Annotated in this window: 24 protein-coding genes and 1 other RNA gene; 10 read left to right on the forward strand and 15 right to left on the reverse strand. The window is 62.1% G+C overall.

What is annotated here, in order from left to right; all coding sequences use genetic code 11:
• Positions 1-78: 78 nt before the first annotated feature.
• Both purB and M3N55_RS11090 read left to right on the forward strand, forming a co-directional pair.
• Entirely contained in the window at positions 79-1383 is a 1305-nt protein-coding gene (gene purB, locus M3N55_RS11085; RefSeq protein WP_249058863.1) for an adenylosuccinate lyase, read from the forward strand.
• Between the two features lie 336 nt (positions 1384-1719).
• Entirely contained in the window at positions 1720-2787 is a 1068-nt protein-coding gene (locus M3N55_RS11090; RefSeq protein WP_249058865.1) for a FliG C-terminal domain-containing protein, read from the forward strand.
• A 100-nt stretch (positions 2788-2887) separates the two neighbouring features.
• On the opposite strand, the gene M3N55_RS11095 is transcribed toward M3N55_RS11090, so the two are convergent.
• From M3N55_RS11095 to M3N55_RS11115, 5 genes are all read right to left on the reverse strand, one after another.
• Positions 2888-4975: a peptidoglycan -binding protein gene (locus tag M3N55_RS11095; protein ID WP_249058868.1), complete on the reverse strand. Its 2088-nt coding sequence runs from the start codon at positions 4973-4975 to the stop codon at positions 2888-2890.
• 2 nt (positions 4976-4977) lie between these two features.
• Entirely contained in the window at positions 4978-6168 is a 1191-nt protein-coding gene (locus tag M3N55_RS11100; protein ID WP_249058870.1) for a biopolymer transporter ExbB, read from the reverse strand.
• A 168-nt stretch (positions 6169-6336) separates the two neighbouring features.
• Entirely contained in the window at positions 6337-6738 is a 402-nt protein-coding gene (locus tag M3N55_RS11105; RefSeq protein WP_249058874.1) for a DUF2852 domain-containing protein, read from the reverse strand.
• A gap of 343 nt (positions 6739-7081) precedes the next feature.
• A complete protein-coding gene (ispH, locus tag M3N55_RS11110; RefSeq protein WP_249058878.1) occupies positions 7082-8026 on the reverse strand; it encodes a 4-hydroxy-3-methylbut-2-enyl diphosphate reductase in 945 nt (314 codons plus the stop codon).
• 62 nt (positions 8027-8088) lie between these two features.
• Positions 8089-9186: a zinc ABC transporter substrate-binding protein gene (locus tag M3N55_RS11115; protein WP_249058880.1), complete on the reverse strand. Its 1098-nt coding sequence runs from the start codon at positions 9184-9186 to the stop codon at positions 8089-8091.
• 70 nt (positions 9187-9256) lie between these two features.
• Between M3N55_RS11115 and M3N55_RS11120 the strand changes: the two genes are divergently transcribed.
• Genes M3N55_RS11120 through M3N55_RS11130 form a run of 3 tightly spaced genes read left to right on the forward strand, consistent with a single transcriptional unit; the run spans position 9257 to position 11269 of the window.
• A complete protein-coding gene (locus M3N55_RS11120; protein ID WP_249058882.1) occupies positions 9257-9751 on the forward strand; it encodes a transcriptional repressor in 495 nt (164 codons plus the stop codon).
• Positions 9748-10476, forward strand: coding sequence for an ATP-binding cassette domain-containing protein (locus tag M3N55_RS11125; RefSeq protein ID WP_249058885.1), 729 nt, complete (start codon positions 9748-9750; stop codon positions 10474-10476). The genes M3N55_RS11120 and M3N55_RS11125 overlap by 4 nt, the downstream gene beginning before the upstream one ends.
• Entirely contained in the window at positions 10466-11269 is an 804-nt protein-coding gene (locus M3N55_RS11130) for a metal ABC transporter permease (RefSeq protein ID WP_249059055.1), read from the forward strand. Before M3N55_RS11125 ends, M3N55_RS11130 begins: the two co-directional genes overlap by 11 nt.
• On the opposite strand, the gene M3N55_RS11135 is transcribed toward M3N55_RS11130, so the two are convergent.
• The 5 genes from M3N55_RS11135 to M3N55_RS11155 all read right to left on the reverse strand — a co-directional run bounded on the left by M3N55_RS11135 (position 11248) and on the right by M3N55_RS11155 (position 15158).
• Positions 11248-12465 (reverse strand): NAD(P)/FAD-dependent oxidoreductase, encoded by a 1218-nt coding sequence (locus tag M3N55_RS11135; protein ID WP_249058888.1) that lies wholly within the window; start codon positions 12463-12465, stop codon positions 11248-11250. The genes M3N55_RS11130 and M3N55_RS11135 overlap by 22 nt on opposite strands.
• Position 12466: 1 nt before the next feature.
• Entirely contained in the window at positions 12467-13420 is a 954-nt protein-coding gene (locus M3N55_RS11140; protein ID WP_249058890.1) for a 2-hydroxyacid dehydrogenase, read from the reverse strand.
• Between the two features lie 9 nt (positions 13421-13429).
• Entirely contained in the window at positions 13430-13765 is a 336-nt protein-coding gene (locus M3N55_RS11145; protein WP_249058893.1) for a tRNA-binding protein, read from the reverse strand.
• Positions 13762-14568 (reverse strand): pyrroline-5-carboxylate reductase, encoded by an 807-nt coding sequence (gene proC / locus M3N55_RS11150; RefSeq protein WP_249058895.1) that lies wholly within the window; start codon positions 14566-14568, stop codon positions 13762-13764. The genes M3N55_RS11145 and proC overlap by 4 nt, the downstream gene beginning before the upstream one ends.
• Before the next feature lie 86 nt (positions 14569-14654).
• On the reverse strand, positions 14655-15158 hold the full coding sequence (locus M3N55_RS11155; protein WP_249058898.1) for a type III secretion system chaperone family protein: 504 nt from the start codon (positions 15156-15158) through the stop codon (positions 14655-14657).
• Positions 15159-15492: 334 nt separating this feature from the next.
• Between M3N55_RS11155 and M3N55_RS11160 the strand changes: the two genes are divergently transcribed.
• On the forward strand, positions 15493-15732 hold the full coding sequence (locus tag M3N55_RS11160) for a hypothetical protein (RefSeq protein ID WP_249058901.1): 240 nt from the start codon (positions 15493-15495) through the stop codon (positions 15730-15732).
• Here the strand turns inward: M3N55_RS11160 and M3N55_RS11165 are convergent.
• The 3 genes from M3N55_RS11165 to M3N55_RS11175 form a co-directional block, all read right to left on the reverse strand.
• Positions 15729-16163 carry a S24 family peptidase gene (locus M3N55_RS11165; protein ID WP_249058903.1) on the reverse strand — a complete coding sequence of 145 codons (435 nt, stop codon included), beginning with the start codon at positions 16161-16163 and terminating at the stop codon, positions 15729-15731. The two genes, M3N55_RS11160 and M3N55_RS11165, sit on opposite strands and share 4 nt — an antisense overlap.
• 4 nt (positions 16164-16167) lie before the next feature.
• Positions 16168-16431 carry a hypothetical protein gene (locus tag M3N55_RS11170; RefSeq protein WP_249058905.1) on the reverse strand — a complete coding sequence of 88 codons (264 nt, stop codon included), beginning with the start codon at positions 16429-16431 and terminating at the stop codon, positions 16168-16170.
• 804 nt (positions 16432-17235) lie between these two features.
• On the reverse strand, positions 17236-17865 hold the full coding sequence (locus tag M3N55_RS11175; protein WP_249058907.1) for a TetR/AcrR family transcriptional regulator: 630 nt from the start codon (positions 17863-17865) through the stop codon (positions 17236-17238).
• 97 nt (positions 17866-17962) lie between these two features.
• Between M3N55_RS11175 and ffs the strand changes: the two genes are divergently transcribed.
• Together ffs and ggt are read left to right on the forward strand one after the other, a co-directional pair.
• Positions 17963-18059: signal recognition particle sRNA small type (gene ffs, locus M3N55_RS11180), an RNA gene on the forward strand.
• 94 nt (positions 18060-18153) lie between these two features.
• Entirely contained in the window at positions 18154-19947 is a 1794-nt protein-coding gene (gene ggt / locus M3N55_RS11185; RefSeq protein WP_249058908.1) for a gamma-glutamyltransferase, read from the forward strand.
• 37 nt (positions 19948-19984) lie between these two features.
• Here ggt and M3N55_RS11190 read toward each other — a convergent pair whose 3' ends face one another.
• Positions 19985-20380: a c-type cytochrome gene (locus M3N55_RS11190; RefSeq protein ID WP_249058911.1), complete on the reverse strand. Its 396-nt coding sequence runs from the start codon at positions 20378-20380 to the stop codon at positions 19985-19987.
• A 55-nt stretch (positions 20381-20435) separates the two neighbouring features.
• Complete coding sequence (locus M3N55_RS11195; RefSeq protein ID WP_428982644.1) at positions 20436-21239, reverse strand: ABC transporter permease; 804 nt, start codon at positions 21237-21239, stop codon at positions 20436-20438.
• A gap of 132 nt (positions 21240-21371) precedes the next feature.
• Between M3N55_RS11195 and M3N55_RS11200 the strand changes: the two genes are divergently transcribed.
• Together M3N55_RS11200 and M3N55_RS11205 are read left to right on the forward strand one after the other, a co-directional pair.
• Positions 21372-21995, forward strand: coding sequence for a GcrA family cell cycle regulator (locus M3N55_RS11200; RefSeq protein ID WP_249058925.1), 624 nt, complete (start codon positions 21372-21374; stop codon positions 21993-21995).
• 195 nt (positions 21996-22190) lie between these two features.
• Positions 22191-22925: a dienelactone hydrolase family protein gene (locus tag M3N55_RS11205; RefSeq protein ID WP_249058928.1), complete on the forward strand. Its 735-nt coding sequence runs from the start codon at positions 22191-22193 to the stop codon at positions 22923-22925.
• Positions 22926-22927 lie beyond the last annotated feature (2 nt).

Consider the following 22927-nt stretch of genomic DNA (forward strand, 5'->3'; position numbering starts at 1 on the left):
AAAAGACCGCTGCCTTGCAGCACCCGCAGCAAGCGGCTATCAGGCACGCAACCGCGTTCCACGAAAAGGCCCTGTCGCATGATCCCGCGTTATTCCCGCCCCGAAATGGTTGCCATCTGGTCGCCGGAAACAAAGTTCCGCATTTGGTATGAGATTGAGGCCCATGCCTGTGATGCGCAAGCAAAATTGGGTGTGATCCCGGCGGAAAGTGCCGCTGCGGTCTGGAAAGCCAAAGATGTAGAATTCGATGTCGCCCGCATTGATGAGATCGAAGCCGTCACCAAGCATGACGTGATCGCGTTCCTGACGCATCTGGCAGAGATCATCGGCAATGACGAAGCGCGCTTCGTGCATCAGGGTATGACAAGTTCCGACGTTCTGGACACCACCTTCAACGTGCAGCTTGTGCGCGCCGCCGATCTGCTTCTGGCCGATATGGATGCCCTGCTGGATGCTTTGAGGCGTCGCGCCCATGAGCATAAATTCACCATCCGCATGGGCCGCAGCCACGGCATTCATGCCGAACCGACCACCATGGGCCTGACGCTGGCCCGGTTTTATGCCGAAATGGCCCGCAACCGCGACCGGCTGGTGGCTGCGCGCGCCGAAGTGGCAACAGGCGCGATTTCCGGCGCGGTCGGCACCTTTGCCAATATCGACCCTGCGGTCGAAGAACATGTCTGCGCGCAGATGGGCTTGGCCCCCGAACCGATCAGCACGCAGGTCATTCCGCGCGACCGCCATGCGATGTTCTTTGCCACGCTGGGCGTGATCGCCAGCAGCATTGAAAACGTGGCCATTGAAATTCGCCACATGCAGCGCACCGAAGTGCTGGAAGCGGAAGAGTTTTTCAGCAAGGGCCAAAAGGGTTCCTCGGCCATGCCACATAAGCGCAACCCGGTGCTGACTGAAAACCTGACCGGTCTGGCCCGGCTGGTGCGTATGGCGGTGGTCCCGGCTATGGAAAACGTGGCGCTCTGGCATGAACGCGACATTTCGCATTCCTCTGTCGAACGCATGATCGGCCCGGACGCGACCGTCACACTGGATTTCGCCCTCGCCCGTTTGACTGCCGTGATCGACAAGCTGGTGGTCTACCCCGACAACATGATCGCCAACATGAACAAGTTCCGCGGCCTGATCCACAGCCAGCGTGTTCTATTGGCCCTGACGCAAGCCGGTGTCAGCCGAGAGACCGCCTACACGCTGGTGCAGCGCAATGCGATGAAGGTCTGGGAACACGGCGCAGATTTCCTCGATGAACTGCTGGCCGACGCAGAGGTTCGCGCAGCGCTCAGCGAAGAGGCAATCCGCGCAAAATTCGACCTTGATTACCACACCAAGCATGTCGACACGATCTTCGCCCGCGTCTTTGGTGCGTAATTTCAAAACATGTATTGAAAACGCAATATTCATGCTACCCTTTCAGACACCCAAGATGAAAGGTGACGCATGAAACTGAAGATGACTCTCGCAGCACTCGTTCTCGGCTTTCTTCCGGGGATGGCCGCAGCCGCGTGCAATTGGCACCAGGATCAGACGGCAAATGCCTGCGCCGAAGGACAAACATACGATACAGCGACAGAAAGCTGTATCACACCAGCCACAAGCTGACGCAAACGCCCCTCTTGCAGGAGCGTTTTTTCACACCTACACGCTTTATTGACGGTTTATCGGCCAAGCTGCGAGCATGTCTTTTCAGAACGCAACCGGCTTGCCATGACCAAAACGAACACCGCAGTTGCTGGCGCGCGCGCCGCGACCATTGCTGCGCCGCGGGCGCGCACCGATCATCTTAGCGGCACTCAGAAAGCGGCTATAATCTTGCGGGTTCTGTTGGCCGAAGGGGTGGATTTGCCGCTCTCCAGCCTGCCCGAACACGAGCAGACGGCGCTGACCCGCGCGCTGGCCTCTTTGCGGCTCATCGACCGCCCCACCATGTGGGCCGTGGTTGAAGAATTTGTCGAAATGCTGGAACAGGTCGGCATGTCCTTCCCAGAGAGTATGGAGGAAGCGCTGGCCTTGCTCGATGGCAAGCTGGATGCCCGGGTCAGCACCAAACTGCGGGCAATTGCACGCGGCGGGCCGGGCGACGACCCGTGGACGGCGATCGAACTTGCAGACCTGCCTGCCCTGACGGCTGTTCTGCAACGCGAAAGCACGGTTGTCGGGGCCGTTGTCTTGTCCAAGCTCAGCACCGAAAAAGCGGCTGCCCTGCTAACCGCCCTGCCCGGTGATCTGGCGCAAACCCTTGCTCTTGCGGTCGCGCGCACCGACAGCATTTCCCCGGACGCGGTGTCACGCATTGGCCTGTCGCTGGCAGACCAGTTGCGCGACAAGCCGCCGCGCGCGTTCGCCAGCCCTTCAGCTCAACGGATTGGCGATATTCTGAATTCCTCGTCCTCGGCCCTGCGCGACCGGCTGTTATCCGGGCTGGAGCAGTCGGACCAAACCTTTGCAAGCGGCGTGCGTCGGTCAATCTTCACCTTTCAGGATATTCCGAATCGTGTCGGCGCGCGCGATGTGGCAGCGATCCTGCGCAATCTCGCGGATGAGGATCTGCACGTGATCCTTGCCGCCGATGACCCCGGCAGTCGCGCCACGATGGATTTCATGCTGGAAAACACCAGCAAACGCCTTGCGGAAGGACTGCGCGAAGACGCGGCCACCCTGCCCCGCCCCTCAGCCGAAGACCTTGATGCGGCCCAAAGCCGCGTTTCGGCCGCAATCCGCGCCATGGCCGATGCGGGTGATCTGCAACTGGTATCGGCGGCTGGCGCGACCTAGAACGTGTCGCGTTCATTTGCAGTCACGCGATACGCTCTAACCTATTGATAACGCGCGACTGGGAAGCGTGAAACCGGTTCCCGAATTTGCGCGGCACACTCTAGCGTTCCGTCAGTTTCAGCTCAATCCGGCGGTTCTGCGCCCGCGCTTCGGGCGTGTTGGCGCGGTTTACAGGTCGGTATTCGCCAAACCCCGTTGCAGCCAGGCGTTCAGGTGGAAAACCCAACTGATCCGTCATAAAACGCACGACAGAGAGCGCCCTTGCCTGGCTTAGCTCCCAGTTGTCCGCAAATTCTGCGCCCGGTGACAGCGCCAGATTGTCGGTATGGCCATCGACCCGCAATATCCAGTCGATATCGGAGGGGATGCGGTCAGAGACTTCGCGCAGAATCCGCACCACATTGGCAATCTGGGCTTGCCCGGCTTCGGACAGTTCGGCAGATCCAAGTTCGAACAACACCTCGGATGAAAACACGAAACGGTCGCCCACGACTTGTATTTCGTCGCGCCCTTCCAGCAGGTCACGCAACCGCCCGAAGAATTCCGATTGGAATCGCTCCAGCCGCCGGCGTTCTGCTGCTTCCAGATCAGCGCGCGCCTTTTGCTCTGCGGCCAGTTCCGCCAGCGCAAGGTTCAACTCTGCGCCAAGGGCTTCAATCTGGGTGTCGCTGGCATCGGCACGGGCGCGGGCCTCACCCAACAGGTCTTGCAAACCGCCCACCTGACCGCGCAAGGCGGCGACCTGCTGGTTCAGCACTTCCAGACGGCGGGCATCTTCGGTGCTTGCGGCGTCTTGGTCTGCCACGCGATCGCGTGCAAGCGCCAGAAGTGCCCCGACCCGCTCGCGCTCGGTCATCTCGCGGTCAAGATCGGCTTGCAGGTCGCTTTGAGCAAGGCGCGCGGCGGCCAATAGCGTCAGCGTTTCTTCAGCCCGCGCGCGCTCTTGCTCCAGCGCCAAGGTCAAGGCGGTCAACTCGGCATCGGCGTCTTGCAGGCGGGCGCGCAGCGCCTCGGCGGCGGCGGCTTCGGCCAGCCGCGTGCGTTCTTCCTCGTTCAACGCGCCTTCGGCATCGGCCAGCCGCGCGCGCAACGCCTCTGCCGCCGCCGCTTCTGCCAAACGTGCGCGTTCCGCGTCTGACAACTCTGCCTCAAGCGTGTTGATCTGCGTTTGCCCGGCCTCCAGTTCGTCAGACAAGGCTTCGGCCCGCGCTTGCGCCGCAACGCGCAGCGCCTCTTCTTCGCTCAACCTGTTCTCTTTGGCGGCAAGCTCACGCGCAAGATCCTCGGCGCGCGCCAAGGCGGCGATCCGTGCGGCCTCTTCCAGCGACAGCTCGGATTGAGCCGCGTCCAGATCGGCGCGCAAGCCCGCGCCTTCGGTTTCCGCCTGCGCAAGGCTGTCAAGCGTGGCCACAAGACGCGCCTGCAATTCGGCCTCGCTCTCAGAGGTTTGCGCCAGTAAATCCTGCAAACGCGCGCGCTCCACCGTCAAGCTGGTGCGCGCATCCTCTGCATTTTGTAATTGCGCGGCCAGTTGCGCCAGGGACACCTCTTGCGCCGCCGCCTCTGCCTGCGCGTCTGCCAATGCCGCCTCGACCGCATCCGCGCGGGCGGCCGCCAGTCGCGCCGCCTCTGTTTCTGCGTCCAGTTCGTCGCGCATATTGGCAAGCGCCAGTTGCAGCGCCTCTTGCTCGTCGATCAGCACTCTTTGCGCCGCTTCCAGATCGGCCAGATCTGCGCTAAGCGTCGCGCCTTCGGCAAGGGCCGTGTCTCGTTCCGCGATCAGACTGGCGACTTGCGCTTCAAAATTCGTGATCTGCGCACGGGCATCTGCAAGCGACTGGTCGCGCGCTGCAAGATCGCGGGACAGGCCGGAAATCGTGGCAAGCTGCGCTGCGATCTGCGCCTCTGCCCCGCTAAGGTCGTCCTGCAACCCGGCCACCTGCCCTTCCAGCGCGCCAACCCGGTCGCGCGACAACCCAAGGGCGTTGGCCAGTTCTGCCACTTCCGCGCTGAGCCCCTGCAACTGCGTGTCCTGCGTGCTGATCGTGTCGCGCAACACGAATTGCACGATCATGAAAATGGACAGCACGAACATAAGCACCAGCAAGAGCGCCGTCATCGCATCGACAAAGCCTGGCCAGATCGCGCCGCTGACATCGCGTTGGGTGCCCCTGCGCGACAAGCCCATGGTTACGCCCCGTCCTTGCGCGCCGTTCCAAAGCCTGCGCGCGACAATTGCCGCACGGCCAGTGTCAGGGTGGACAGGTCAGAGCGCAGATCGGCGGTCGTTTCCAGCCGTCCGGCCGACAATTCTTCCGAAATGCGCAAAAGCTGGCCGTCGATATTGCGCAGCCGCAAGCGAATTTCAGCATCCGAATGCGGCCCGCCCTGCCCTTCATCGCGCTGATAATAGCCCAGAATTTGTTCCTGAGCAGTTGCAATCCGCTCCATTGCCGGGTCGCCTGCGCCCATGTTGCTGCCGGCCAGCCGGTCGATCGCCTCTACCAGCAGCCCAAGCGCCTGATCCAGTTGCGCGCGCTCGGTATCGGCCTGCATCTGCTGGCGGCGCATCGCTTCCATCTGCTCGGCCATCGAGTCGAGCACCTGGACAACCGCGCCCAGCTCTTGCCCCTGTTCGACATCGCCCCCGGCAAAGCCCAGCCGGGTGATCGAGGATAGCCACTCTTCCAACTGGCGGTAAAAGCGGTTTTGCCCATGACCTGCGAACAGCTCCAGCAGGCCCACGACCAGCGATCCCGCCAGCCCCAGCAAGGACGACGAAAACGCCGTGCCCATTCCGCCCAATTGCGCTTCCAAACCCGACATAAGGTTCGAGAAGACATCGATCCCGGTCTGGTTTTCCTCTGGCGCAAGCGAGCGGATGGTTTCGACCACGGCCGGAACCGTCGTCGCCAGCCCGTAAAACGTTCCCAACAAACCAAGGAAAATCAATAGGTTGATGATATATCGGGTGATGTCGCGCAACTCATCCAGCCGTGTCGCGACAGAGTCGAGGATGGATTGCGCCGAGGCCGAGCCAATCTGCGCCCCCCTGCCCCGCCCACGCAGCAAGGCCGCCAGCGGCATCAGCAATCCGGGCGGCACTGTCGCCTCATGTCCGGCGCGCTCTGCGGCGAAACCTTCGATCCAGACGATAGAGCGGTTAAGCTGGATGACCTGCCAGAACGTGGCCAGCACACCAATCACGAACACGCAAAAGATCACGCCGTTCAACCAGACATTGGCAAGGAAAATGCCAGAAACGCGCGGGTAAGCGACATAGGACGCGGCAGCGACCAGACCGATAACGAGCAGCATCATCACTATCTGGCGCACGGGCCGCGAAAACTGTGTTTTTACCCCAAATTGGGACCGGGCCATGATGCTTTGCCTTGCTCCTTAGGTGCGGCGCAATCTTACGGTGGCATCCCGCCCCTGCCAACCACCATTCGCGGTTTGACACCCAAAATATTGTGTTTTGCGGCAGAGTGACCACAACACGAAAACCGCCCCGATGGGGGCGGTTTTGCAGCAGATCCGGCAAGGCTGTCAGTCAAGCGACGGTGCGGCCTGACCCTCACTCTCGTGGCGCTTGCGATTGTCGGCCATGAATTGATCGAACTCCGCCTTGTCTTTGGCCTCTCGCAGGCGGGTCAGGAAGGCATCGAAGGCGGCTTGTTCGTCTTCTAGTCGGCGCAGCGTGTCGGCCTTGTAAGCGTCGAAGGCGCTGTTGCCAGACGACTGGCCCGCGAAACCGATGGCACGGGACGTGCGGTAAGATGATTTGAACATGTGCTTTCCCCAGATCATATAAGCAAGAAGTGCAAGGCCGATTGGCCAGAACAGGATGAAACCAAGGACCATCGTGGCGATCCAAGCCGGTTTTCCATAGCCGTCAAGCCACTGTTCGGCGCGGCGAAACCAGTTTGACGGAGCTGCGAGTGTTGTCATGTTGTTCCCTTTCCAGAGTGTGTCTAGCTGCGTTGTAAATGTTATTTACATTAACATATTTGGGGAGTGTGCGGCCATGTTCAAGAGTTTTGTTGGAAAAATCTGATACTGGGGCCTTGGCCGAATAAACTGCACGACCAGGAAAATGGGGCGCAGCTGTGGCGCACCGCCTGCGCATCAAGAGCGCAGCGGATGGCCGGAGCTTGGCGCAAGGCGTTTCAGTGTGGCCGATTTATGGTGGCGACGTCCGAAGCACCGAGGATCGCGCGCTGGCATCTGCCTCAGATACTGATGCGCCAGTGTGAGCGGAAAAATGCTAGCGTCAGAATGAAAGACTATATCTTCACCCCACCTCCCGCAAAACCCTAGGCACCTTGAACTCCACCCGTTCTTTCGCGGTTTCCACCAGTTCCACTGTCACGTCATAACGGGCGTGGAAGGCGTCGATCACCTCGTTTATCAGCACTTCGGGGGCCGATGCCCCGGCGGTGATGCCCACTGACCGCACGCCATCCAACGCGCGCCAGTCGATATCGGCGGCGCGCTGCACCAGTTGCGCATAGGCACACCCTTTGGCGCGGCCCACTTCGACCAGCCGCTGCGAGTTCGAGGAATTCGGCGCGCCGATGACCAGCAGCGCGTCGATCAGCGGCGCGATGGCCTTGACCGCTTCCTGACGGTTGGTGGTGGCGTAGCAGATGTCTTCCTTATGCGGGCCGACGATCGTGGGAAAGCGCGCCTTGAGCGCAGCGACCACATCCGCCGTATCATCAACAGAGAGCGTGGTCTGGGTGATATAGGCCAGTTTTGACGGGTCGCGCACCTTTAGCCCCGCCACATCGTCGGCGGTTTCCACCAGCAGCACTTCGCCATCGGGCAGTTGCCCCATCGTGCCCACGGTTTCGGGGTGGCCCGCATGACCGATCATGACCATTTGCAACCCGTTTTCATTGTGGCGCTCGGCTTCTATATGCACCTTGCTGACCAGCGGGCAGGTGGCATCGACAAATAGCATCTGCCGCGCTTGGGCCGCTTCAGGCACCGATTTCGGCACGCCATGGGCGGAAAAGATCACCGGGCGGTCATCGGGGCAGTCGTCCAACTCCTCGACAAAGACCGCGCCCTTGTCGCGCAGGCTGTCGACGACGAATTTGTTATGCACGATTTCATGCCGCACATAAACCGGTGCGCCCCATTTTTCCAACGCCATCTCGACGATTTTGATCGCGCGGTCCACGCCCGCGCAAAACCCGCGCGGGGCGGCCAGATACAGGGTCAATGCGGTCATGTCAGGGCGCTTTCAGGTCCGGGACTATTTGTCCCAGACCTAACCTTTGGGCGCTGTTTCGTCTAGCCCTGCGCGCAGTCGGCAATCGCTTGCGCCATATTGCGCATCAGCGTGCCGTAAAGCCCGGCACCCGGTTCCAGCAGGCTGCCGGCGGGGTCAAGCGTGGCGCCAAGGCGCACGCCGGTGCCGTCTATCATGGTTGTGACCAGCGCGGGGTCATGCGCCGCTTCGGGGAAGATGCAGACGGCGGCATCGGCCTGCATGTCGGCGCGCAAGGCGGCCAGACGTTGCGCACCGGGGCTGGCGGCATCCCCCAGCGCGATGGACCCGGCCTGCATCAGGTCGAACTGGTTGACGAAATAGCCGTAAGCATCGTGGAACGTGACAAAGGCCATGTCGCGGGCCGGGGCGAGGAGGGTGTCGATCTCGGCGGTGAGTGCTGCGATTTCGGCCTTGGCGCTATCTGCATTCGCCGCGAAATCTGCGGCATGGTCGGGCATATGTTCGGCCAGTTCGGTGGCGATGGCGTCTACCCAATTGATAGCGATTCGTGTGTCGAGCCACGCATGCGGGTCAAGCCCGGAATGGGCATGGTCGTCTCCATGGTCATGGCCATGATCGTCGTGCCCGTGGTCGTCGTGCCCGTGGTCGTGAGAGGCGTGTTCATGCCCATGATCGTCATGCGAGTGCGCGTCATGGCCGTGCTCGCCCGTATGCGCGTCATCGCCGTGATGATCGTGCTCGTGCCCATGGTCGTCTTCATGCGCGTGCCCATGGTCGTCTTCATGCGCGTGCTCATCATGCGCCTTCGCATCTTTGGCCTGCCCAAACTCACGCAGCAAAACGCCGTCCACCTCCAACAAAGCCACCGAATGCGCGTCGCCGCCAAGGCCCGAAATTGCGCGGCCCATCCATGGCGTCATCTCTTCGCCGATCCACACCACCACATCCGCTTGTGACAAAGCCTGCGCCTGGCTTGGGCGTAACTGGTAGGAATGTGCGTTTGCGCCCCGGTCCAGCATCAGGTCAGCGGTGCCGTGATCGCCCAGCACCATCGATACCAGCGAATGCGCCACCGGAATATCGGTCACAACGCGGAGTTCATGGGCGGCAAGCGGGGTGCCAAGCATTGCGGCGGCCAAAGCGATGGAGTAGCGCATCTCTGTCTCCTTGTGTTACAAAGTTACACACCCTATCATACGTTATATCATAACAGTCAAGGCCCGACGCATGAGCGAACACATCCACGGCGCGTTTTGTTGTCCGGATCATTCTGGCCAACAGGGCGCACGCACGATCCTGTCCCAAGCCGAGGCCCGCGCCACGCGCATGGGGCTGCGCCTGACCCCGGTGCGGTTGCGCACGCTGGAGTTGTTGATCGCGGCCCATGGCGCGCTTGGGGCGTATGACGTGCTGGAAAAACTGGCCGCCGAGGGCTACGGCACCCAGCCGCCGGTGGCTTACCGGGCATTGAACTGGCTGGTCGAGCATGGCTTCGCCCATCGTATCCGGCGGCTGAACGCCTTTACCGCCTGCGCGCACCCAAGCGACGATCACGCGGCGGCGTTTCTGATCTGCACCGGCTGCGATAGCGTGACCGAAGCACCGGCCGGGGCCGTGACCGCGGCGCTGACCCAAGCCGCAGATAGCGCCGGTTTCAGTATGGATCGCGCCACGATAGAGGCCGTGGGCCAATGCCGCGCCTGCCAAGGGGCAAACGCATGAGCCTGATTGCAACTGAACATCTTGCCGTGCGCCTTGGCGGGCGCGAAGTTCTGCATCATATCGACCTGAGCGTCGCGCCGGGAGAGATTGTGACCATCGTCGGCCCCAATGGCTCTGGCAAAAGCACATTGTTGCGCGCACTTTTGGGGGTGGTCGCGCCGTCGAAGGGGCGCGTGACGCGGCAGCCAGGTCTGCGCATTGGTTATGTGCCGCAAAAGCTGCATATCGACCCGACCATGCCTTTGCCCGTCGCGCGGTTCCTGTCGCTGCCCGACCGCCAAAGCAACGCGCGGATTGGCGAAGTGCTGGCCCGTGTCGGCGTGCCCGATGTGGCCGGGCAAGACATGACCACGCTGTCGGGGGGGCAATTTCAACGGGTGCTTTTGGCACGCGCGCTGCTGTCGCATCCCGACATCCTGATCCTGGATGAAGCCACGGCGGGGCTGGACCAACCCGGCACCGCCGCCTTTTACCGGCTGATCGAAGATGTCCGCCGCGAGTTGGGCTGCGCCGTGCTGTCGGTCAGTCATGATCTGCATGTGGTGATGAGCGCATCGGACCGCGTGATCTGTCTGAACGGGCATATCTGCTGTTCCGGTGCGCCGCATGTGGTGCGCGCGGCGCCGGAATATCGCGCGCTGTTCGGGTATGGCACCGGCGGCGCGCTGGCGTTGTATCAGCATGAACATGACCACGAACACGAGGATCACGCCCATGCTGGATGATTTCCTGATGCGCGCCCTTATTGCGGGGCTGATGGTCGCGCTGGCGGCTGGTCCCTTGGGTTGTTTTGTCGTCTGGCGGCGCATGGCCTATTTCGGAGACGCAACCGCCCATGCCGCCATTCTGGGTGTGGCGCTGGCGCTTGGTTTTGCTCTGAACCTGTATGTCGGCATTATCCTGGTCGCGCTGGCCATGGCGATGACGGTCGCGGCCTTGGCGGGCCGTGGCTGGGCAATGGATACCACGCTGGGCGTTCTGGCGCATTCGGCGCTGGCCTGCGGTTTGGTCGCAGTGTCCTATCTGCCCGGTGTTCGGGTGGACCTGACCTCATATTTATTCGGTGACATTCTTGCGGTCACGCGCGCTGATCTGGCCGTGATAGCACTTGGCGCTGGCGCGGTTCTGGCACTGCTGGCATGGCGCTGGCGCGCGCTGCTGACCGCTACCCTGTCCGAAGACCTTGCCCATGCGGCTGGCATAAATCCGGCGCGCGAACGGCTGGTGCTGACCGTGGCGCTGGCGATTGTCGTGGCCGTGTCGCTGAAAATTGTGGGCGCTTTGCTGATTGCTGCCATGCTTATCATCCCTGCCGCAGCCGCGCGGAATGTGGCGCGCACGCCAGAGGCGATGGCGGTGGGCGCAATCGCGCTTGGCGCGCTGTCGGTCTGGGGCGGGCTGCAACTGTCGCTGTTGCAAGATACGCCCTCTGGCCCGTCCATCGTGGTCGTGGCAGCGGGACTGTTCCTCGCGACAACGCTTGGGCGCGTGGCGCTTCAGAAGCGGTCCACGCGGTAAGGGGCTGGGTCCAGCATCGGCGCGCGCCCTGCTACCATATCGACCACCATTTGCGCGGTCACAGGGGCCAGTGTCAGGCCCAGATGACCGTGGCCATAGGCGTGGATCACATCGGCCCCACCGCGCGAAGGGCCAATCACGGGCTTAGAGTCCGGGATCGACGGGCGAAACCCCATCCAGCGGCGGGATGGTTCGGGCAGGTCGGGCAAAATGGCCCGCGCGCCGCGGTCCATCATGGCCCAACGATGCGGTGCAGGCGGGGCGCTTAGCCCCCCAAGTTCCACCGTGCCCGCCACGCGCAGCCGCCCTTGCATAGGGCAAAAGAAAAACCCGCGCGCGATCGGGCTGGTCTGGCGCGTGAGTGGGTTTTCGGGCAAGTCATATTCCAGATGATAGCCGCGTTCCGTATCCAAAGGCACCCGGTCGCCTGCCATGGCGGCAAGCCGTTTCGACCACGCGCCAGCCGCCAGCACAACGCGCGCCGCGCGTAGGGTCAGACCGGGACCGGAAAGGGTAATCCCGCTGGGGTCGCGCGCCAACCGCTCTACCCCAGCCGTGATACGCGGGATATCCGCCACAGCCACGCGCAGGGCGCGCAAAAGCGTGGCAGGGTCATTGATCGTGAGTGTGTTGGGAAAGAACGCACCGCCCGCATGGCCGCGCAACGCGGGTTCCAACTGGCCCAATTCGGCATCACTCAGGCTTTCAACACTCACGCCCAAGTTGCGATAGGGCGCAAGATTCTCCGCCTGTTTCGGCGTCTCATAAAGGTAAATAGAGCCATGCGCTTTAAGCTGCGCGCGGGCGTCAATCTCGTCCGCGAGGGCGCGCCACATCTGCGCGGACGGGGCCAGAAGGGCTGCAATCGCCTGTGCATTTGCGTGGGCGCGACCGGGCAGACACTCGCGGGCAAAGCGGATCAGCCACGGGGCAAGCGTGACCATCGCGGCGTGACGAATGGCCAACGGGCTGTCGCGGTCCAACAGCAGGCGCGGCAGGTTCCGCAGCACATCGGGCGTGCCGACAGGCATGACGGCGTAATCCGCGATAACCCCGGCATTTCCATAGCTTGCGCCAGTTTCTTCATCTTCTGGTGCAACAAGAACCACCTCATGCCCGGCTTGATGCAGCCGTAAAGCACAGACCAGCCCCACAACCCCCGCGCCGATCACGGCGATTTCGGCCTGCCGGATCATGTCAGACCGGGTTCAGCAGCGGCAGCCCGTCCAGATGGGCGATGGCGTTGTCGACTGCCATCAGCCCCATCCCCTCGCGGACGTCCAAGGCCGCCGTGCCCAGATGCGGCAGCAGCACGATATTTTCCATGGCGCGCAGCGCGTCGGGAACCTTTGGCTCATGCTCATAGACATCCAGCCCTGCGCCTGCGATCTGCCCGGCTTGCAAGGCCGCGATCAGCGCGTTTTCGTCCACCACATCGCCCCGCGCAATATTGACCAGATGGGCGTGGGGTTGCATGGCCGAAAGCGCATCGGCCCCGATCAGGTGGCGCGTTTCTGCGCCACCCGGAACGGCCAGCACCACGATGTCGGACGCGCCCATCAACTCGTGCAGGCTGCCCACCTGCCGCGCTGGCATGTCCAGCGCCTTGGCCGAGCGGTTGTGATAGATGACGTCCATCCCCAGCCCGAAATGCGCGCGCCGGGCAATCGCTTGCCCAATGCGCCCCATACCGACAATACCGCAGGTCTTTCCGCCCAGATGCAGGCCCAGCATTTGTGTCGGGTGCCAGCCTTGCCATTTTCCCGCGCGCACCATGCGCTCGCCTTCGCCCGCGCGCCGCGCGCTCATCAGCATCAGCATAAGGGCAATGTCGGCGGTCGCTTCTGTCACGGCACCCGGCGTATTGGTCACGGCAATGCCCATGGCCTTGGCGGCGGCCACGTCGATATGGTTATACCCGACCCCGAAATTGGCCAGCAATTTACAGCGCGCACCATCCATCCCGTCGAACACTTCGGCTGTGAACATGTCGCCCAAGGTCGGCAATACGACGTCATACAGCACCAGTGCCGCGCGCATTTCGCCCTTTTTCAAGGGGGTTGTCTGGTCGCGCAAGGTCACGTTGAATCGCTCGCGCGCGCGGGTCAGGACACGGTCGGGCAACGGGCGGGTGATGTAGAGTTCAGCCATGATCTGTCCCTAATGCATCCGCGCGCCCAGCGGCACAGAATGGTCCGGCGCGATAAGTGAGATTTGCCCGGCATCGTCGGATGCGCCCAGCACAAGCACTTCGGACATGAAGGGGCCGATCTGCCGGGGTGGAAAATTGACCACAGCCATGACCTGCCGCCCGATAAGGGCTTCGGGCGCGTAATGCGCGGTAATCTGCGCCGAGGATTTCTTGACGCCAATCTCTGCCCCGAAATCGACCCAGAGCTTGATCGCGGGTTTGCGCGCTTCGGGGAAGGGTTCGGCATGGGTCACGCGGCCCACGCGGATATCGACCTTTTGGAAATCATCGAAACTGAGGGTCATTGCGCCAACTCTTGCGAACGGTCGGCGGCGGCCTTGATCGCGCGCGCCATCAGCGGCGGCAAGCCGTTGGTGTCATCCATGAGAACCGCCAGCGCTGCGGCAGTGGTGCCGTTCGGGCTGGTGACATTTTCGCGCAGGGTGGCGGCGCTTTCGGGGCTGTCTTCGGCCAGCTTCGCGGCTCCGATAACGGTGGCGCGGGCCAGTTGCATCGCCAGATCGGGCGCCAGCCCTTGCGCGACGCCAGCTTGCGCCATGGCTTCGATCAGGTGAAAAATATAAGCCGGTCCAGACCCCGACAGGCCGGTGACGGCATCCATCTGGTCCTCGGATTGCAAGGCGACGACCTGCCCGATAGCCGATAAAAGCTGCTTGGCCTGTCCCAGATGCTGTGCGCTGGCCTGGTCATTCCCGATAATGGCGGAAATTCCGGCACCGACAGCGGCGGGCGTGTTGGGCATGGCGCGGATAATGGGGCATTGCGCGCCCAAGGCGTCTGCCAACCGTGCCAGCGTGGTTCCCGCCGCAATGGAGATGAACAGGGTCTCCCCCTCGCCCAAGGCTGCAAGCTGGGGCAGCGCTGCTCCCATCATTTGCGGTTTCACGGCCAGCAACGCGACCGCAGGGGCCGGGGGAATGCCCGCATTGATCTGCACACCGGTGCCGCGCAACCAGTCAGAGGGGTTCGGGTCAATGACATAAACCGCGCCGGGTTCCACCCCTTGCGCCAGCCAGCCTGCCAGCATGGCCGACCCCATCTTGCCACAGCCCAACAGCACAATGCCGCGTGCGTTTATGTCATCCATGACCCAACCCCGGTTTGCCTTGGCCGCATCATGCGCTTGCACCAGCCAAGGTTCAAGAGGTCATGGTCAGCCCGTTGCGTCTGATGTCAGGCGCGCCCGACGGCATCCGCCAAGGCCAGATCCAACGCGGCCTTCGGGCTGTGCCCGGCCCATGCCACAAGCTGAAATGCCGGGTAGAACCGTTCTGCCGCCGTGATCGCGCTGCGCAACATCCGGTCAATCTGGTCAATTCCGGCGGGTTGTTCATCCGACAATAGCAGACCGTAGCGCCAGACCATAAGGCGCTGCGCCTCCCAAAAGCTGAAGGACCCAGACCAGACCATGTCATTGGCGCGGCTTAGGGTTTCATAAAGCGCGGGCATGGCAGCTTCGGGCGGGTCCATTTCGAAGGTGCAGATCAGCCGCAGAACATCGCCGCTTGGCGCAAGTGCCAGCGACAGGCTATAGCGGCGCCATTGGCCCTCGATCACCATTGCAATCTGATCTTCGGCCAAACGGTCGAAATCCCAGTCATGATGAGTGGCCAGCGTCTCGACCATATCGATCGGGTGGATGTCGTCGTTGGAAAGATAAAGCTCGCCTGCCGACATATCCGCCTCATACTTCTACGCGCGCCTGCATCAAATACACAAGGCGCTGTGTTAACCGCTAATTATTCCAACGCAACTTCGCGCGCTTACTATATATGGTGTCCGCAAAGCAAGTTTCTGTAAAGGCTTTTCTGCCCAGAACGCGATTTTGCTGTGGATAGTTGTGCGTTGACAGAGATATCTGCACATACCAGAAGACCCCAAAAGTGGACGGGCTGTGTCTTAAAGGAGCCGTTGAAGTCTTGTTTTAAAGGGGATTTCAAAAACTAGGTCGCAGTCCGGAGCCATTGGAACCTGGAACTTCGGTTCCATGTTCGCGCAAGGTATTGAGAACATGGCAGAAAAGAACAGCGCGCCCGCAATGGGGCGCGCATCCAACATGGAACTGTTTTTCGGAGGGCCAAAACCTTATTCGATGAAGCCAAAGTGGCGGGCCGTGCGCTCGACCGACCGGCAATGTGCCGTGAGCGCGCTACCCGACATGCCCGAATTTTGGAAGGTAGATCCGTCCACCATCATCTGCAACGTGCCCGGAAAGCTCATGTCCGAGGGGTCCGTATTCTCATCGATCTAGTCCGACACTGCGCTTTGATCAAAGGTCAGGCCGCACAGATCCTCTGCGGCAATGACTGTTCCAAGTTCGGTCGCCCGTTGCATAGATTCGAAATTCTGTGCGTTTGCCATCGAACACACAAACAACACGGGCAGGCCCAGAAACAGGTTTCGCATAATAGTTCTTTCAGTTTCCGATCCCCAATTATGCCCCGACCAGACGACTCGTCCAAGGATGTTCTGGCTGACGTGGTTCATGCCTTCACCGACGCGGTGATCGGGCGCGTGTTTTGGGTTGTCGGAGCGCAGGATCAGGGCAGTTTCGGGGATGACCTCGATCCGTTTGATGCGCAGCGCGTCGCCGTCGATAAAGGCGTAAATCTTGCCGGATCGGATATGGGTTTTGCGCTGGTCGATCATGACCAGGTCGCCGTGGTAGATGGCGGGATCCATGCTGTCACCGCGCACGGTGGATCAGGAAGCTGTCGCCGGGGCTGATGCCCTGACTGGCGAGCCAGCGCCTGGAGAATGCCAGGTGATCGACCGGGTCGCCCTCCGGGTTGATCCTGCCGTCCCCTACCGCCGCAGATACATCGAAGCGACGGATCGTGTCGAATTCGGTGCCGTCAATCAAGGCGGTCGGGGCCTGCGTCGATGCTCGCGGCACGCCCAGGCTCATTTGCAGATCGAGGTAAGAGAATAGGGCATCGATCTTGTCCAAGCCGGGAATTCGGCCCGCTCGAATGTCACGTATCAACCCATCGTGACCGACCACATCCAGAGACGCGCGGCGTGCCGAGACCCCCTTCCGCAAGAGTGCAGGTTCAATTGGTTCGTGGATATTCGAAGCGAAATCGTTATATTTCGAAGTGTTATCCGACATCATACGGAAGGCTACACCGAGAATAAGATAAATTCATCTGACTCGTTGCGGTAAGGCGTAGATGTCTAGATCTTGTAAGATATGTAGTCTTATCAAGCGCATGGAAAACGAGCCTTACAAAAATCTAGTGGCGCTCTGCGATGCATATGCGCAGCACGCGAACTTGAGCCACTGGCGGGTCTCTTTTCGCGCTCGTGGCGATGGGCAGTGGACCTGTCGCGTATTTGTGCCGCTCCAAGTGCTCGTTTGAGCAACCTCCCGTTCAAAAGCGACCGGACTTTTCCAGCCCAATGCTGAGTGCTGGCGCCGAATCTTGGGTTACGGTGCTAAGGTCGGAATTACAGGCCCTTACAGCGGTTTCCCACTCTTCGAGGGTATCCAGCAGAGAGTTCAATGTTTCTCTCTCCAGCTGCACCATTTCCCAAGATTCGGCGCCAGCAAGACCATGGCGATTTGCGCCACTGGAAATCTTCGGCGTTCAGGCTGGTTTTATCCCCAAGCAAGCCAGAAAATGCCGGCACAGGCTGCTTGATGACAATCGGTCCCTGCCCCGGGCTTGACCTGGGGCCTTTTGGCCAAGCCACCCCAGAGGTCCCGGGTCAAGCCCGGGACATGGCGCGCTTGGGTTTGACCGTCTGCGCGCTATGGGTCAGGCGGGTCGTCCTGCGTCAACAGACCCAGACCTCGCAGGTAGATACCGATGCCGGATTCCAACAAATCCTCTGGCGAAAACGGCGCGCGAGCACCCGGCGCGCCACGTGCATGAAGTTCCACGATCCCGTGGCTCATTGCAGAGATATGCGCCGCGAACATTTCTGGGGGGGGGCGCTGAGCTTCGGGGATACGCGCCGACAGGTCAGCCGCGGCGCGCAACAGAACGCCATTCGCGCGCGCTGATGCAGCGGCAAGCTCGGATGTGGCGCGCGGCGATATACCCGATTCGAACATCGCCACATAATGTCCGGGATGCGCGCGCGCAAAGGCCAGATAGGCGCGCCCGACGGCCTCAAAAGCGGCAAGCGGCGAAGGCTGACCATCCTTATAGGCGTATTCCAGAAGGTCCGCGAACAGAATAAATCCTTGCCGCGCCAGTTCGGTAATCAAATCCTCGCGCCCCGTGAAATGGCGGTAAGGGGCGGCTGCGGAGACATCTGCCAGCTTCGCGGCCTCGGCCATGGTAAAGCCGTGCGGCCCGCGATCTGCGATCAGGGTCAGTGCGGCCTCGACCAGGGCCTGTTTCAGATTACCATGATGATAGCCGCGTTTTGTCATGATGGTGGTTTTAGCGGGGAAAACCGCCAAGGGAAAACGGTTTCCACGCGAGCGCGCGGGGTTGCATCGGACCAGCGGAGCGACTAGATCAGCGCGTGAGAGGCTGGCGCGGGCGAACGCCTTGCCAACCCGGTCAGGTCCGGAAGGAAGCAGCCGCAGCATTTTCCGTTCGGGTCGCTGTCCAGTCTCTCACCCTTCCCTGCAGATATAGTTAACTGGTGACATGTCATCGGGTCGCGCGCTACCGTGGGTTGCGGGCGCGCCCTGCGCCCAGAAGGGAGCACAGACATGACACGACATTTCCTGACCCCGACGCTTGCGGCGGTCCTGCTTGCCGCACCGGCTTTTGCGCAACAGGCGTCGGACACGGTCGCACCCGAAATTGCGACCGATGTGGCGGCAGCTTTCCCCGGCCTGTCAGAGGCTGGCCGGGCAGCCCTTGCTGCGAAATCGGCGGGTGAAAGCGTGATAGCGCAAGACTGGATGGTGGCCGCAGCACACCCAATGGCAGTTCAAGCGGGCGCCAAGGTTTTGAACGCAGGCGGCACGGCGGCGGATGCCATGGTCGCGGTGCAAGCCGTGCTGGGACTGGTAGAGCCGCAATCCTCTGGCCTTGGTGGCGGCGCATTCCTTGTGTGGTATGATGCGGCCACCGGCGACATCACAACACTGGACGGGCGCGAAACAGCCCCTTTGGCCGCTGACCCGCGCTATTTTCAGGATGATAGCGGCGAACCGCTGGATTTTCGCACCGCCGTTGTCTCTGGCCAGTCGGTCGGCACACCGGGCACGCCGCGCCTGATGGAGGACGCGCATCGCCGCTGGGGCCGGGCCAACTGGGCTGGTCTGTTCACGGATGCGATAGCGCTGGCCCAAGCGGGTTTCACCGTGTCGCCGCGCATGGCCGATTCGGTCGCGGGTGCGGCGGAAACGCTTGCCGCCTTCCCGGAAACGGCGGCCTATTTCCTGCCCGGCGGCGCGCCCCTTGCGGCGGGTGATACATTGGTGAACGCAGAGTATGCCGACACGCTGCGCCAGATCGCAGCCCATGGCGCGCAGGTTTTCTACACCGGCGACATTGCCGCCGATATTGTCGCAGCCACCCGCACCGACACCCTGCCCGGCCTGTTGTCGCTGGAAGACATGGCGCGCTACCGCGTGATCGAGCGTCCGGCGGTCTGCTATACCTACCGCGCCCGCGATGTCTGCGGCATGGGGCCGCCCTCGTCAGGTGCGGTGGCCGTGTCGCAAATCCTTGGCATGTTGGAGAATTTCGACATGTCCGCGATGGACCCCCAAGCGCCGGAAACGCGCCGCCTGATGGCGGACGCGACGCGCCTTGCCTTCGCTGACCGGGGCCGCTACCTGGCCGATAGCGATTTCGTGCCGGTGCCGGTCAAGGGCCTGACCGACCGCGCTTATCTTGCAGGCCGCGCCGAGCTGTTGCGCGGGGAAGATGCCTTGCCCGAAGTCGCACCCGGCGACCCGGCTTGGGACCATGCCATTCTGTGGGGGAATGATACGGGGGTGGAACGTCCCGCGACCTCGCATATCAGCATTGTCGATCGCGATGGCAATGTGCTGTCCATGACCACCACCATTGAAAGCGGTTTCGGCTCTCGCCTGTTCACGCGCGGATTCCTGCTGAACAACGAGTTGACGGATTTCTCTTTCCGCACCCATGCGAATGGCTACCCCATCGCCAACCGGGTGGAGCCGGGCAAGCGCCCGCGCTCCAGCATGTCGCCCACGATCGTGTTGCAGGACGGCGCGCCGGTTCTGGCCATCGGCAGCCCCGGCGGAGCCACGATTATCGGCTATACCGCGCAAGCGATCATTGCGCATCTGGATTGGGGGATGGATGTGCAGGACGCGGTGTCGATGCCGCATCTGGTCAACAGCTTTGGCACTTACGCGCTGGAGCAAGACACCTGGGCCGCAGATCTGGAAGCGCCTTTGCAGGAATTGGGCTACCAAACCCGCGTCACGGCGATGACATCGGGCCTACAAGCCATTGCGATTGGTGACGGCTTGCGCGGTGGTGCAGATCCGCGCCGCGAAGGGATCGCGTTGGGGCAATGATAGGAACAGGGGGCAGGTCAAGCGCCTGCCCCTTTCGTCATTTCGACAGGTCTTGCAACCACTGATACAGCGCCGAGCCATCGCCCCGCAGTGCCACATGCATCCCGCTTTCGAATGCGGCGTTGCCGGTCAGGTTTTGCACAAACTGATCCGGCCCGGCCAGATAGGCATTGAAATTACCCTCTGTCCAGCGCGCGCCGGTTTGGGCCGCCGCCAATAACCCGTCGGAATATAGCCTGAATCCGGCATCACCTGCCAGCGGACGCCCGGCCACGCCATACAGGTTCGGCCCGGCCCGACCGCCCCGCGCCAGCACCGTCCCATCAGGGGCTTGCACCTGATGGCAGGTGCGGCAATCGGGCCATTGCGGGTCGCTCGCCTTGGCGGGCAGGCCAAGGCAAAGACAAGCTGCGATCAGGATAAACGGTTTCATCTGCTGCGACCTTTTTCCGATAGCGTAACACTCCGCCGCGCGCGTGCAAGCGCGATCATGGTTTCAGCCGGTAGCCCGTGCGCAGCCAGTGCCAGCACAGTGCCGAGCATGCCAGCAGCGCGGCCAGCACCACCGCCAGCCCCAGCCATGGAGCGGCATCGGATTGTCCGATCATACCAAAGCGTGCCCCGTCAATCAGGTAAAAGACCGGGTTGATCTGGCTAAGCGCCGCCATGAAAGGTGGCAAGGCCGATATGGAATAGAACGTGCCCGACAAGAAGGACAGTGGCACCACGATGAAATTGGTGATCGCCGCGATCTGGTCGAACTTGTTCGACAGGATGCCTGCCGCAATGCCGATGGCCGATAGCAGCGCCGCGCCCAGCGTGACGAACACCAGCAGCCAGAGCGGATGGGCCACGCCTTGCCCCAGCACCAGCGCTTCGGCGGCAAGGATCACCACACCCACCATAAGCCCACGCACCACACCACCGGCCATGTACCCCAGCACCAACTCGCCCCCCGACAGGGGCGGCATCAGCGTATCGACAATATTGCCCTGCACTTTCGAGATGACGATGGACGATGATGTATTGGCAAATGCGTTCTGAATGACCGTCATCATCAGAATGCCGGGCGCAAGGAAGGTGACAAAGGACACGCCCATCACCTCGCCCCGCATTGGACCAATCGCCAGCGTGAACACGGCCAGAAACAGCCCCGCCGTGACCAATGGGGCGGCCAGTGTCTGGGTCCAGACAACCAGAAAACGCATGATCTCGCGTTTGGCCAGCGCCCCCAGCCCCAGCCAGTTGACCCGCCCAAACCGCCGCGCACCCATGTCGCGGAACCCTGCCATGTCCATTTTCATCCCCTTATTCGTCCGACTTGCCGAATCGCGTGTCGTTCCCGGATTGTAATTAAGCCCTGCGGCTTGTATTTCACCCCTCCGTCCCTAATCTTGGGACAACGCAATTCCAAGGGGTCTGCCATGTCATGGACCGATGAGCGGGTCGAGCTGCTAAAGAAAATGTGGAATGAGGGGCACTCGGCCTCTACCATCGCCAAGGAGCTGGGCGGTGTGACACGCAATGCCGTGATCGGCAAGGTGCACCGGCTGGGCCTGTCAAACCGCAACGGGCCTGAAGCCGCGCCAGAACCGGCCCCGGCCGAACCTGTCGCGCCCAAGCACTCCGAGCCTGCGGCCCCGGTGGTCGATCTGGCTCAGGTCAAGGCCGAGCGCGCCAAGCCAAAGCCTGCCCCGGTTCAAGAGGCAGCGCCTCCGGCGGCGCCCGAGCCGGAAGAGGAAGAGGCACCGGAGCCCATCTATACCCCAAAGCCGATCATTCCGGCAGGGCAGCCGCTGCCGCCGCAGCCTTCGGCCAATGAGATCGACCCGGAGGCCTTGGCCACGGTGCGCGAGGTCGAGAAGACGGCGATGAAGCTGTCGCTTCTGGAACTGACCGAGCGGACCTGCAAATGGCCCATCGGCGATCCGGCCACCCCGGAATTCTGGTTCTGCGGGCTGCCGGTGAAGCCTGGGAAACCCTATTGCGAAGCGCATGTCGGTGTGGCCTTCCAGCCTATGAGCACACGGCGCGACCGCAAGCGTTAAGCGATCCCCCGCCAACTGTTGCGGGCCTTGCTTTGCAGCAGCCGGAGGGGACAATACCAAAGCCTGCGCGGCGCATTGAGCGTGGCGCGGGCGTTATGGGCGTGTCTGGCGCTTGAATACCCCATATGCTCTGGCGGGATGACTCCACGGTTCGCCGCGCTATCTTTCCATGTTACAACAGGGAAGGGAAAAATCATGACATACGCAGTCAAACTCGCCCCCGCGATGCTTGCCCTTATGGGTGGCGCAGCATTTGCAGACCCACTCTCCTACACCCATGGCGAGCGCAGCTTCGAAGGCTATGTCGCCACACCCGAAGGCACCCCGCGCGGCACCGTTCTGCTGGTGCATGACTGGGACGGGTTGACCGACCATGAACGCGCCCAAGCCGATGCGCTGGCGGCAGATGGTTATCTGGCCGTGGCGCTTGATCTGTTCGGGACCGACGCGGTGCTGGACGGGTTCGACGACTACCGCCGCGAAACCGGCGCGCTTTATGGCGACCGCACAGAGTTTCGCGCGCGGATGCAGGCCGGGGCAGATGCCGCCGCCGGGTTGGAGGGCGCGGGCGACATGGTGATCGCGGGCTATTGCTTTGGCGGCGCGGCGGCGCTGGAAGCCGCGCGCGCGGGGCTGGACATGGCAGGTTTCGTGAGCTTCCATGGCGGGCTTGGCACACCGGAGGGCCAAGATTACAGCGCCACCCCCGCGCCGGTCATGGTGCTGCACGGCTCTGCCGACCCGGTCTCTGGCATGGCCGATCTGGCGGCACTCATGGATGAATTGCAAACCGCAGGCGTTGCACATGAAGCCCGCATCTTCGGCGGCGCGCGGCATTCCTTCACCGTGCCCACATCGGGCGACTGGGACGCAGAGGCAAATGCAGGCGCGCAGGCGGCATTCCGCGAATTTCTGTCGGCGCGGTTCTGAAC

Origin of the sequence: Roseinatronobacter domitianus (assembly GCF_023336755.1) — a bacterium.
Lineage (GTDB): Bacteria > Pseudomonadota > Alphaproteobacteria > Rhodobacterales > Rhodobacteraceae > Roseinatronobacter > Roseinatronobacter domitianus.

Coding starts and splice junctions, on each gene's coding strand:
- purB (WP_249058863.1), top strand. CDS start 79: ATGATCCCGCGTTATTCCCGCCCCGAAATGGTTGCCATCTGGTCGCCG.
- M3N55_RS11090 (WP_249058865.1), top strand. CDS start 1,720: ATGACCAAAACGAACACCGCAGTTGCTGGCGCGCGCGCCGCGACCATT.
- M3N55_RS11095 (WP_249058868.1), bottom strand. CDS start 4,975: ATGGGCTTGTCGCGCAGGGGCACCCAACGCGATGTCAGCGGCGCGATC.
- M3N55_RS11100 (WP_249058870.1), bottom strand. CDS start 6,168: ATGGCCCGGTCCCAATTTGGGGTAAAAACACAGTTTTCGCGGCCCGTG.
- M3N55_RS11105 (WP_249058874.1), bottom strand. CDS start 6,738: ATGACAACACTCGCAGCTCCGTCAAACTGGTTTCGCCGCGCCGAACAG.
- ispH (WP_249058878.1), bottom strand. CDS start 8,026: ATGACCGCATTGACCCTGTATCTGGCCGCCCCGCGCGGGTTTTGCGCG.
- M3N55_RS11115 (WP_249058880.1), bottom strand. CDS start 9,186: ATGCGCTACTCCATCGCTTTGGCCGCCGCAATGCTTGGCACCCCGCTT.
- M3N55_RS11120 (WP_249058882.1), top strand. CDS start 9,257: ATGAGCGAACACATCCACGGCGCGTTTTGTTGTCCGGATCATTCTGGC.
- M3N55_RS11125 (WP_249058885.1), top strand. CDS start 9,748: ATGAGCCTGATTGCAACTGAACATCTTGCCGTGCGCCTTGGCGGGCGC.
- M3N55_RS11130 (WP_249059055.1), top strand. CDS start 10,466: ATGCTGGATGATTTCCTGATGCGCGCCCTTATTGCGGGGCTGATGGTC.
- M3N55_RS11135 (WP_249058888.1), bottom strand. CDS start 12,465: ATGATCCGGCAGGCCGAAATCGCCGTGATCGGCGCGGGGGTTGTGGGG.
- M3N55_RS11140 (WP_249058890.1), bottom strand. CDS start 13,420: ATGGCTGAACTCTACATCACCCGCCCGTTGCCCGACCGTGTCCTGACC.
- M3N55_RS11145 (WP_249058893.1), bottom strand. CDS start 13,765: ATGACCCTCAGTTTCGATGATTTCCAAAAGGTCGATATCCGCGTGGGC.
- proC (WP_249058895.1), bottom strand. CDS start 14,568: ATGGATGACATAAACGCACGCGGCATTGTGCTGTTGGGCTGTGGCAAG.
- M3N55_RS11155 (WP_249058898.1), bottom strand. CDS start 15,158: ATGTCGGCAGGCGAGCTTTATCTTTCCAACGACGACATCCACCCGATC.
- M3N55_RS11160 (WP_249058901.1), top strand. CDS start 15,493: ATGGCAGAAAAGAACAGCGCGCCCGCAATGGGGCGCGCATCCAACATG.
- M3N55_RS11165 (WP_249058903.1), bottom strand. CDS start 16,163: ATGGATCCCGCCATCTACCACGGCGACCTGGTCATGATCGACCAGCGC.
- M3N55_RS11175 (WP_249058907.1), bottom strand. CDS start 17,865: ATGACAAAACGCGGCTATCATCATGGTAATCTGAAACAGGCCCTGGTC.
- ggt (WP_249058908.1), top strand. CDS start 18,154: ATGACACGACATTTCCTGACCCCGACGCTTGCGGCGGTCCTGCTTGCC.
- M3N55_RS11190 (WP_249058911.1), bottom strand. CDS start 20,380: ATGAAACCGTTTATCCTGATCGCAGCTTGTCTTTGCCTTGGCCTGCCC.
- M3N55_RS11195 (WP_428982644.1), bottom strand. CDS start 21,239: ATGGCAGGGTTCCGCGACATGGGTGCGCGGCGGTTTGGGCGGGTCAAC.
- M3N55_RS11200 (WP_249058925.1), top strand. CDS start 21,372: ATGTCATGGACCGATGAGCGGGTCGAGCTGCTAAAGAAAATGTGGAAT.
- M3N55_RS11205 (WP_249058928.1), top strand. CDS start 22,191: ATGACATACGCAGTCAAACTCGCCCCCGCGATGCTTGCCCTTATGGGT.